Consider the following 10,674-nt stretch of genomic DNA (forward strand, 5'->3'; position numbering starts at 1 on the left):
GATACAATTTTCCACTATTTTTGTTTAAGTCGTTAACAAAGATTTTTAATAGTAAATGCGTATAGATAAGTATTTATGGTGTACCCGATATTATAAGACCCGTAATATGGCAACAGAAGCCTGTAAAAAAGGGCATGTGCGTATTAATGGAAAAGCAGTTAAACCTTCGAGAGAAGTTTATAAACTGGATGAAATTGTTGTGCGTAAAAATCAAATTAATTATGAACTTAACGTCCTGGATGTACCCCCCGGGCGCGTAGGCGCCAAACTTGTGGATATTTATAGAAAGGATACCACGCCCAAGGAAGCATTTCAAAATACTGAACTATTGCGTTTGAGCAAAAATCATTACAGGGAAAAAGGTCTGGGCAGACCAACTAAAAAGGAAAGACGGGACATAGACCATTATCTGGATGAATCTGAATAAAGAATATTGGGAAGAGCGGTATGCGGTTAATAATTTGGGATGGGATATTGGTGCAGCATCTACTCCCCTGAAGGAATATATTGATCAGCTTGAGGATAAAAACCTGAAAATATTGATTCCCGGCGCCGGCAATGGTTATGAAGCAATATATCTTCACAAGAGTGGCTTTACCAATGTTTATGTGCTGGATCTCGCAAGGCAGCCTTTGGAAAAAATAAAAGCTGAAATTCCTGAAATTGGGGATAACCAACTGATAAATGGGGATTTTTTTGATCTGGACCTAAAGGATTTCGACTTAATACTGGAACAGACTTTTTTTTGTGCCCTGAATCCTAAGTTGCGTGCAAACTACGTCCAAAAAATGCTTCAGCTTTTAAAGCAGGGCGGTAAACTTGCCGGATTATTTTTTGATTTCCCGTTAACTCCCAGCGGTCCTCCGTTTGGAGGTAGTGCAGAAGAATATAAGGCATTATTTGATCCATTTTTGAAGATAAAAGTACTGGAGCGCGCAAACAACTCCATACCACCCAGAAAAGGTAAAGAACTGTTTTTTATCTTTGAAAAATAATTAAGTGCCATTATGCAAAATAAAATACTTTCCCACGTACAGATTCAACATAAGATAAGGAGGATTGCCTATCAGATTTATGAAACCAATGTATCTGAGAAAAAAATTATACTCGCAGGAATTGTGGGAGGAGGTCTAAAATTTGCAAAAAAATTACAAGCAGTTTTGGAAGAAATCACAACGGCAGAAATTGTATTATGTAAGGTGATGATGGACAAAAAGAATCCTATTAAAAGCGGGGTTACCATGTCTATTCCTGAAAGTGAATACAGAAACAAATCTGTAGTCCTCGTAGATGATGTTTTGAATTCCGGAACTACCCTTATTTATGGTGTGCACCATTTTCTGAAAACGCCTCTCAAACAATTAAAAACAGCGGTTCTTGTAAATAGAAACCATAAAAAATATCCTGTAAAAGCAGATTTTAAAGGTATTTCACTATCCACTTCTTTACAGGAACATGTGCAAGTAGAGTTTAAGGCAAAAGATGATGCAATTTACTTAGGGGAGTAAAGCTAGTATTTCGTCTTTTACAGCTTCAGGAAGCTTATTATCGCCGGGAATGGTGTAATTGGCACGGGAATAAAAAATACCTCTTTCGAAAATGTGCTTCCCTATAAATTCAGGTAAATCTTCATCCCGCAGGTGCGCAATCAATGGTCTGTGATCTTTCTCTTTATGAAGCCTTTCTATCAGGGAAGCAATAGATAACTTAAGATAAAACACCTGTGGTGTTTGTTCAAGAATTGCATCCATATTTGCGCCGTAACATGGTGTTCCGCCGCCTACCGCTATTACCAGATCACGATCATCATCAAGTATCTCATTCAGTAGTTCGCTTTCTTTTTTCCTAAAGTACAGTTCACCTTTAGTTTCAAATATGTGAGCAATCTTTGCGTTTAATCTGGCTTCAATATAATCATCAAGATCTATGAATTCAACGTTTATTTCCTCTGCGAGTAGCTTGCCCACAGTGGTTTTTCCACTACCCATATATCCTATCAGGACGACCTTCATTTTTATTATTTTCGTAAAAATGTATTAATTATAAAGGAATTCAAAGAAAACTTAAATTAATCTTTAAATGGACTTGAAAAATTAATTAATGATAGTATATTTGCATCCGCTTACGCAACCTGATTCGGTTGCTCCGGCGGACAAGCCCGCCAAAAAGACCTGGTAGCTCAGTTGGTAGAGCATCTCCCTTTTAAGGAGAGGGTCCTGGGTTCGAGCCCCAGCCAGGTCACTAAATCGGATATCATCCGAGACCAAAACCTTGCTAATCTTATGATTGGCAAGGTTTTATGTTTTTAGGGAATTCATATAATATGAAGTTATTTGGTTTAATATGTTTACAAATCGTCTACATTTTTTTAAATCGTCTACATAACCGTCTACATTTTATATCTTGACCCAAAATAAGGACTATTCCTTGCTTAGTTGATTTGGCTTTCGTCTCAATTTATTGTTTAACAATTAAGATGACAACTATGCGTACTACTTCAACATTCTCAATCCTATTTTGGATTCATGGCCAACGTGCCGACAAAAACAATTTATCAATCATCTATGCTAGGATTACCATTAATGGAAAAAAGGTTATTGTAAGTCTCAAACAAAAGGTCAATGTAGATATGTGGGATTCCAAACGCCAGAAAGCAAAAGGTAACGGAAAAACATCAAGAGCTGTAAATTATTATTTAGATGAAGTAAAATCAGATATTGTTCAAAGCTATAGGGATTTAAAGGCCGAATCTAAGATAGTTACTCCTCAACTCGTTAAGGCCAGATTTTTAGGTGAAGATAAAAGAATTCACTCATTAAAAAATATTTTCAATTATCATAACGATAAGATGGGTGTTAAACTCGCTCCCAAAACCTTATGTCATTACAAAACGAGCCAAAAGTATGTCATGGCCTATATAGCTAAAGAGTATAACAAGCCAGATATCTATCTCCAAGATTTGGACTACGCATTTGTACTTGGTTTTGAAAGTTTCCTAAGGTCATATCAGCCTAAACATTATCAAGGTAAAATAGGGAACAATGCCGTAATGAAACACATTCAAAGGCTTCGAAAGATGGTTACATTGGCCTATCATATGGAATGGATAGAGCGTGATCCATTCGTAAAGTTCAAGCCTAAACTTGAAAAAAGGGAGCGAGAATTTCTTACAGAGGCTGAACTTGAAAGCATTCAAAATTTAAATCCTAAAGTAGAACGCCTTTCAGTTGTTAAGGACTTATTTATTTTCAGTTGCTATACCGGAATATCATATGGTGATATAATCAAATTAAAAAAAGAACATCTTATTTTGGGAATAGATGATAATCCTTGGATTATGGCGAGTAGAAATAAAAACGGTAATCCTTTTAAAATACCATTGCTCCCTATGGTAGAATCACTGATCAAGAAGTATGAAGGGCATCCTAGAACAAAATTTATAGGTAGTCTTATGCCTAACATTTCTAATCAAAGATTAAATAGTTATTTAAAAGAAATTGCTGATTTATGCGGAATCAAAAAGAACCTTACTTTTCATATGGCCCGGCACACATTTGCAACGACAGTAACCCTAAGTAACGGTGTTCCCATAGAAACTGTCTCAAAATTACTTGGACATACAAAGTTGGCAACTACTCAAATCTATGCTCGGGTAATAGAGAAAAAAATTAGTGAGGATATGGAAATTCTAAGAAAGAGGTTGATATAACCCATAAATCAGTTTTCCAGAATTTAGATTGACGATATTCAATATTTTCGTTTTTGGTATTCTTTGTTTTGTTTCCTGTTTCTCCTCCCATATTATTTAACTAACTCGCTGGCTATTGTGCAAATCCATTTTACTGTTTCCATTTCAGCCGTTTCGCTATATTTCTTCTGAACTTTTACTATAGAATTAGTCTACCAAAGAACCCAAATATTTTTATTTTCGCCGAAATAAAATATTATCTAAATGCAATAAATTTGCAGCCAATACTATTTCCTTTGAATAAATTCAAAATCAATCTTTATGGATCTGAGTGAATATATTTCAAAAGCCAAACAAGAGCAATGGGAAATACTCTGGACAAAAGGTGTATTCATTAAACAAATTCTTCTAGAAGATTCAACTTACTTACTTTATGCGCTAAATGATTTTTATGTAGAAATGGAATTCTTTCCTAATTCTGGTAATTCCAAATCATTATTTGCTTTTACTTATGGAAATTACCTGGATAGATATTTGCTTGATATTTATTTACTTATAGTTTAACTTGTAGCTAACATATTAAATTATTTCGGGCCTAACCCGTCTAATAAGCATGAAGTTTCCGATTAATTCAGCGACGTATCCAATAATTATAATCTCTTACTTAGTATTGTAAAAAAAAGGACATCAAAAATGTATCAATTTCGATTTATACTTAAGTGTATAGATTTTTTTCTATATTTAGATTATTTTCTATATTTTTATAAGAATCGCATTTATTAAGGTGTTTATATCCTACGGGTCGGGCATCTTAAAAAGCGCTCCTCTTCCCAAATTAAGTGCAATGGACTACAAGCCGAAAATTGATCAATACAAATCCCAAATTAAGACGATAGAATCCGAAGGTCAAAATATTATTAATATCTCTAACCTTGCAATAGGGTTGTCACAAAAACTACTTCTATCTCTCAAAAAGGATATTGAAAATCGTAAATTTAATTCTATAGACCAAGAGATCTATTTCTTTAAAAAGGTAAAACATATACCCTTAACTAAGTTAATCTATTATAGGGAGATTATTCGTTTTGAAACTTATTTTCCAAAAGTAAATTCTAAAGACCAAATAAAGTTTGTAGAAAAAAAACTTACCGCTTTAAATCAATATTTTATGCGACACATTGACTTTGGTCATTATATTGATTTAAAGTGTATTCATTTGGACGAATATTATTTTACAAGGCAAAATCTTGTGCCGGATGCATATTACTCAATGAAAATCTTTTACCCAGATCCTAATTTTAATACCTCTAAAGATTTTCTATTTGGGGAATTCAAAGCAAAGAAAAAACTCGCCGGTTATATCAAGTCCCGATTGACTAATGAGAACTCTTTAGGGAAAATTGGGGTTTCTTTGCCCCTAGATAAGTTGAAATGGACTGGCAACAAAATTGACCTCATAGAATTGATTTATGCACTAAAGGCCTCAGGAGCCATTAGTGATGGACAAACAGGCATTAAAGAAATAGCTTCAACCTGTGAAATCCTATTCGATATAAAACTTGGCAATTGGTACAGGAAATTCCTTGAGATTCGTTCCCGAAAAATAGAACGAACTAAGTTTATTGATCGCCTTAAACTCAGCCTGATTCGGCGAATGGAAGATGCCGAGGTTTAACTCAATAAGTCACAACATGTGCTAAACTTGTTAAAGAAAGAACCACACCTTATTTGACCAATAGACTAGTCTACAATAACACTAGAACATACTATACAGATTCAATTAAAAACATTTGAAAGGAATATATAAAATCACACAACTAGCGTGCTTGTTGTGCACAAAGTCCATAATACTCCTTCAATTTTGTCCAACGAAAGTCAAATCGAGTTAGGGGCTATCAATTAATAAGTAATAACCAGATAGTCCCTTTCTATTAAAACAAATGTATTATGCCAACAAGTATTATTACTACAGACGATCTTCGGGAATTCAAAATGGAATTGCTCGATGACATCAAAAAATTATTGACAAAACAGGCGACTGGAACATTGAAGAAATATTTGAAATCTTCTGAAGTGATGGACATGCTTCAAATCAGCCCTGGCACCTTACAGAATTTGCGAATAAACGGTACACTACCCTATTCTAAGATGGGTGGAATCATCTTTTATGATTCCGATGAGATACAAAAAGTAATATTGGCGAACCGTATTCACAATACATTCGAATAAAAGACCTATGAATTACATAAAACATCTTAATGCCATTTTTCAACAGTTTTCAAAGGATTCTCGGTTGAATCCTACACATATCAGTCTATATTTGGCACTTTTTCAGTTTTGGAATATTAATCGGTTCCCGGCTGTATTCTATATCAATCGGGAAGAAATTATGAAGATGGCCAAGGTAGGTTCTAAAGCAACTTATCACCGCTGTCTCAAAAATCTACATGATTGGAAATACATCCTGTATCTTCCATCCCACAATCCGTATAAAGGCAGTCAAATCAAGATGCTCATTTTTGGCACAACCGATGAACAAGCTCTGAATAAGACTGAAACCTGTGGTGAACAAGCGTTAGTATCTAATACAAACATTAATAAACAAAAAACAAACAATATTAAACTTGGGGCCCCAAAAAATGAAATTGAAGTTATTTCCTTTTTCAAAACCAAAAAATGGCCAGCTACTGAAGCCTTAAAATTCTACAATCACTATAAAAGCCTAGGTTGGCATCTAAGCGGAAAAACCAAAATTAAAGATTGGCGGGCTTTGGCCGAAAAATGGATGATAAAATCCATCGAAATCAAACATTTTGAAACGGTGTCCCATAATCAGGACAACTTAAAGACGTCAAAAAATAAAGATTATGGAAAACCCCTCTAAAATTGATGAAGGTGGCATTATCTATACCCTGGCGAAAATGGAAGGCGGAAAATTGTTTTACGACTTTCCTAAGATTATTACCTATTTGGACATCAAAGGAAAAAAACTCTTTGGATCAGATTTTAAGATCTATCCCGAAGACCACGATATTTTATTAAAATTATCGAACTACTTTATCCGGGATGAAGAGCGGTGTGCCAAATACGGTATTGATATTGGCAAAGGGATCTTACTAAGTGGACCTGTTGGCTGTGGAAAAACTAGTCTAATGCGGTTATTACGCCATATTGTTCCACAGCAAAGACCCTATGACGTTATTCCTTCCAGAAATATCATATTTGCTTTTAATCATCTTGGCTACAAAATTATAGAGGATTATGGCAACAGCAACTTTTATTGTTTCGACGATTTAGGTGTTGAACCCATTGGACGACATTATGGGAAAGACTGCAATGTTTTAGGGGAGATCTTGATATCCCGTCATGATCTTTTTATCAATCACAAGATTTTGACCCATGCCACTACCAACTTGAACGCCGAAGAATTGGAAGAACGTTACGGCAACCGGGTTCGAAGTAGAATGCGGGAATTGTTTAATTTGATTGCTTTTGATAAAGAAAGTAAAGATAAGAGGAAGTGAAACTCATCGTTTATTTATACTTTGATTTTGGAATAAGGATTTTCATAGGAGCAATTGCTAGAATGATTTACTTGTTAAACTTAGTTTCAAATGTATTCCAATCTTTTTCAAATTACGACATTTGAATTTTCTTAAAATCAAACCGTTCAAAGTCCTCTAAAGTCAAATTGTTATCTGCCCAAAAACCATAATTTTCTTCGAATGGCATTGCAACAATTGAATTTCCATTTTTATCAAATCCTATTTCTCTCCACACAACCTGCTCAGCCATATCATACTCAATTTTCCAAAAATCAACTTCCTGTATTATATCATCAAAATCTGGATTTCCTTTAGGAATAACTGCTGTTAGGATTTTAGATACTGCATTTTCAATCACTTTTTGCAACTTACTTGGTTCAGGAAATGATTTTCCTTTTGGTAGCTCAAATTTGATATATACTTTTTCGCTCATTCTAATGTTTACGTGCTTATTTGCAAAGATGTTGACGTATCGTTACACGATTATCATGGTATATTAATAGTGATTTATATAATCCTATAAAAAAACAATTTATAATTTAATTGCATATACTAATCTAACATGAGCATAAGCTCCGTTACTAAAATTAGAGCTTTCATTTATTTGTGTTCTATCATCACCAATTGTTGCAAGTGGCAATGCTAAATCAATTTTATCATTTTGATCATATTGCCCATAACTCCTACCGAATGAATATCCATACCTACCTTCTACATAAACATCACCAGTAATATTATAACGAGCAAACAAACCTAAATCAATACTTCTTCTTTCTATATAATCATTTTGATACGCTTCTTCACCTAAACGATAAGAAGTTACCAATCCGAAATGATACAAGCCTACATTTAATTTCTCATTTACTTTGTATTTAATTTTCGAATAAATTGGTAATAAACCGGACATAGACCATCTCTCAGATATTTTCCATTCTAAGTTTACTAAAGGCACTAAATTAGCTCCAAACGCTTCATTGTTATATAAAACTCCATAGCCAATTTTCAATCTTTCATGATATACTTTTTCATAAATAAATGTTCCTCCAAATTGAAAATGTTTTGAATCAATATTAATAAAATCCGTCATTAATCTAGGAATAAAAACAACTTGAATAGAATTTTCGTTTGAAAGTTTCTGAATCAATCCTGTTCTTAAAATAAGTCCATGTACTTTAATTGGATTCGCGATATTATCAGGTGTATCAATATTATTATTTACATTCCACTGCATATAATTAACACTGTTATACCAAATTTGTTTTTCATTCAATACAATAGGAATAACTAGATTAACCATTGCTCCTTTCTCAGTAGTTTCTCCATCATAGGGAGATTCTTCTTCAAAAGGTTGTGGAGTTCCGAAATGTCCTGATACTGTTAATACATCTAATGTTTCTTGAGCATTAACAAACGATACAGACGCTATAATCAATAATAAAACTAAAATTCTTTTTATATTCATCTTTTTGAATTCCGTCCAGTTACTTCTTTTTTTTTGTTATTAAAAGATTAAATTTTATAATTTTAACGAGATTTTTCAGCATTAAACCCAACTTTTTAATATAAATGTAAAATACATCTTTATACACCCAATTTGGAATATAATCGATGTTATTAGGTATCGTTTATTTGAACTTTTAAGAACTGGGTTAGGGCTTTTCAGAGGGTACGGTGTTGCTATGGTTCTTTCTTATTCCGTTTGTTTGGTAATCCATTCTATTAACTCTACTTTATCGACAGCAATCCAAGTTGCATCTGTGTTTTTTGTTTCCGTCTTACTCTGGTGTGGATAAAATATTATTAAATCGGAATTTTCGTTTCCAGCCAGTTTCATTTGAGAAATAAGTCCAACCATATCCGCACCGTTATTGTCGATTGTGGTTTTTCTTTTCTTTTCTAACCAATATTGTATGGCAACCTCCATATAGGCTCTTATGGGGTAATCTTTGAAATATTTAATGTTCCTATTTTCTTTATCAGAATAACTATATGTCGAAAAGTCCAAATATTTTTCAATGTTAGTTTGTGGCGTTCCGTTCAGATTTTTATCTAAAACATACATTGCGAATGAACCCTCCCAAATAGCACCTTCAGTAAAAGCTATTCTGACATCTCTTTCTCCTTCGTTATATTGTCTTATCCAATCTAATGGGGCATCACATATTACCAGGCCAGCAATGTTCAATAAAAATTGAGGTTTGTTCTTCTTCTGAAACTGCACATATTTTAATACTCTGTGCCCAGAAAGGCCAACTCCGACTAAAAATATATTTGAGTTGGGTAAGCTATGTTTTTTAAATACTTCTTTGATTGTGTTGTGAGCATCTGCAATCGATTTTTCCGAAAAAAAGAAGTCTAACGGAATTTCCGTCGAAACAGACAAAACTGCAAATCCTTTGCTATTTGCTTCCGAATAGATTTGTTTTGCGCTTTTGTTCTTTTGGTCAAATCCTGAATCTTCTAAAAAGACAATTACACCTGAAATGTTTTTCTGATTTTCTGGTAAAGCTAGTGTGTATCCTTTTTCAATGAACTTTAGAAAATCGGTTTCCAACTTTCCAATTCTTAAACTGTCATTTTTAACTTCTTGATATTCTTCAATAATATTTTGCCCAAATATTGGGCAATATGCCAAAATTGAAAGAAATATAATTATTGATTTAAGTTCTTTTATCATCGTCTATTTATACTTTCTAAAAGTTCGCTTTTATAATATAAGGCTTTTCCCCTTCCAACTTCTGATAGTCTTGGATGTCTCAAAAAAACCATCACCAATGTCCGGTTCCGGGCTCCCCTTTGAAAGGTCCGACTAGGTCAGGTGTTATCCATCCGGCATAAAATCCTCCGGGTTGTGGCTGGATATTTATCCCATCGACCTTACAATCAAGATTCTGGGGATAGAAGGCCAAAAGATCTTTTAGCCCTTCAAATTCCTTAAAAGGTTTCGGGTAGGACCAAGCCACGGGTAGGTCCGAATTGCCTTTAAGTGCCCAATAGATGGCACTGCCTTTCCATTCGCACAATGAGGTCTTTCTGGGTATTCTGACCAACATATCCATATAGATATCCTGCCTGGGGATGTAGTAAGTTGGGGGACTAGCCGTCTCGAGTACTGCAAGGGAATTGTGAGAATCTGCAATGAGTTTGCCCTTATGGCTTACCGTTATATGTTTAGTCACTTTTTCAATAATCGGTGGACGGGGAAAGTCCCAAACGGATCGCTGTCCTTTTTCCGGCTCCTCCGCGAAAGGAGGTCTCCTATCGCCATTGTAACCCCAACCCGCTCTGGCCTTCTTCAACCAATTTAGATTTTTACCACTCTGCTTGTTGGATTTCATTGGTTTAGCTCGGTCTTTTTCAACATAATTCAAATGTTGGTTTTTTTTATCGTTTATTTGAACTTTGGTTTCAGCTCGTAGGTTGCTGTTATAATGGCAATTC

14 protein-coding genes and 1 tRNA gene are annotated in these 10,674 nt (G+C 34.3%); 10 read left to right on the forward strand and 5 right to left on the reverse strand.

The features are described from left to right. Window positions 1–55: 55 nt before the first annotated feature. The 3 genes from Q0X89_RS12515 to Q0X89_RS12525 are packed head-to-tail and all read left to right on the forward strand — an operon-like array spanning window position 56 to window position 1,508. Window positions 56–427, forward strand: a complete 372-nt coding sequence (locus Q0X89_RS12515; RefSeq protein ID WP_297694672.1) for a S4 domain-containing protein — start codon at window positions 56–58, stop codon at window positions 425–427. Next, the gene (locus Q0X89_RS12520; RefSeq protein WP_297694674.1) at window positions 414–995 is read left to right on the forward strand and encodes a methyltransferase domain-containing protein; all 582 of its coding nucleotides are present in this window, start codon (window positions 414–416) and stop codon (window positions 993–995) included. Before Q0X89_RS12515 ends, Q0X89_RS12520 begins: the two co-directional genes overlap by 14 nt. Before the next feature lie 12 nt (window positions 996–1,007). Beyond that, window positions 1,008–1,508 (forward strand): phosphoribosyltransferase family protein, encoded by a 501-nt coding sequence (locus Q0X89_RS12525; RefSeq protein ID WP_297694676.1) that lies wholly within the window; start codon window positions 1,008–1,010, stop codon window positions 1,506–1,508. On the opposite strand, the gene Q0X89_RS12530 is transcribed toward Q0X89_RS12525, so the two are convergent. After that, window positions 1,497–2,012, reverse strand: coding sequence for a shikimate kinase (locus Q0X89_RS12530; RefSeq protein WP_297694678.1), 516 nt, complete (start codon window positions 2,010–2,012; stop codon window positions 1,497–1,499). The genes Q0X89_RS12525 and Q0X89_RS12530 overlap by 12 nt on opposite strands. A gap of 156 nt (window positions 2,013–2,168) precedes the next feature. Here Q0X89_RS12530 and Q0X89_RS12535 point away from each other — a divergent pair. The 7 genes from Q0X89_RS12535 (at window position 2,169) to Q0X89_RS12565 (ending at window position 7,212) form a co-directional block, all read left to right on the forward strand. Further along, a tRNA-Lys gene (locus Q0X89_RS12535) sits at window positions 2,169–2,241 on the forward strand. 199 nt (window positions 2,242–2,440) lie between these two features. Then, complete coding sequence (locus Q0X89_RS12540; protein ID WP_367177056.1) at window positions 2,441–3,709, forward strand: site-specific integrase; 1,269 nt, start codon at window positions 2,441–2,443, stop codon at window positions 3,707–3,709. A gap of 300 nt (window positions 3,710–4,009) precedes the next feature. After that, a complete protein-coding gene (locus Q0X89_RS12545; RefSeq protein ID WP_297694680.1) occupies window positions 4,010–4,252 on the forward strand; it encodes a hypothetical protein in 243 nt (80 codons plus the stop codon). 280 nt (window positions 4,253–4,532) lie between these two features. Beyond that, complete coding sequence (locus Q0X89_RS12550) at window positions 4,533–5,363, forward strand: RteC domain-containing protein (RefSeq protein ID WP_297694682.1); 831 nt, start codon at window positions 4,533–4,535, stop codon at window positions 5,361–5,363. A 272-nt stretch (window positions 5,364–5,635) separates the two neighbouring features. After that, the gene (locus tag Q0X89_RS12555; RefSeq protein ID WP_297694684.1) at window positions 5,636–5,917 is read left to right on the forward strand and encodes a helix-turn-helix domain-containing protein; all 282 of its coding nucleotides are present in this window, start codon (window positions 5,636–5,638) and stop codon (window positions 5,915–5,917) included. Between the two features lie 7 nt (window positions 5,918–5,924). Beyond that, window positions 5,925–6,572: a hypothetical protein gene (locus Q0X89_RS12560; RefSeq protein ID WP_297694686.1), complete on the forward strand. Its 648-nt coding sequence runs from the start codon at window positions 5,925–5,927 to the stop codon at window positions 6,570–6,572. Continuing rightward, window positions 6,556–7,212 carry an ATPase gene (locus Q0X89_RS12565; RefSeq protein ID WP_297694688.1) on the forward strand — a complete coding sequence of 219 codons (657 nt, stop codon included), beginning with the start codon at window positions 6,556–6,558 and terminating at the stop codon, window positions 7,210–7,212. Before Q0X89_RS12560 ends, Q0X89_RS12565 begins: the two co-directional genes overlap by 17 nt. Window positions 7,213–7,324: 112 nt before the next feature. Here Q0X89_RS12565 and Q0X89_RS12570 read toward each other — a convergent pair whose 3' ends face one another. The 4 genes from Q0X89_RS12570 to Q0X89_RS12585 form a co-directional block, all read right to left on the reverse strand. After that, window positions 7,325–7,666: a hypothetical protein gene (locus tag Q0X89_RS12570; protein WP_297694691.1), complete on the reverse strand. Its 342-nt coding sequence runs from the start codon at window positions 7,664–7,666 to the stop codon at window positions 7,325–7,327. 99 nt (window positions 7,667–7,765) lie between these two features. After that, window positions 7,766–8,695 (reverse strand): DUF6268 family outer membrane beta-barrel protein, encoded by a 930-nt coding sequence (locus tag Q0X89_RS12575; RefSeq protein WP_297694693.1) that lies wholly within the window; start codon window positions 8,693–8,695, stop codon window positions 7,766–7,768. Between the two features lie 228 nt (window positions 8,696–8,923). After that, complete coding sequence (locus Q0X89_RS12580) at window positions 8,924–9,910, reverse strand: hypothetical protein (protein ID WP_297694695.1); 987 nt, start codon at window positions 9,908–9,910, stop codon at window positions 8,924–8,926. A gap of 91 nt (window positions 9,911–10,001) precedes the next feature. After that, window positions 10,002–10,674, reverse strand: a 673-nt coding sequence (locus Q0X89_RS12585; RefSeq protein WP_297694697.1) for a DUF427 domain-containing protein, incomplete at its 5' end; no start/stop codon positions are given.

It is taken from the genome of uncultured Eudoraea sp. (genome assembly GCF_947258525.1).
GTDB lineage: Bacteria > Bacteroidota > Bacteroidia > Flavobacteriales > Flavobacteriaceae > Eudoraea.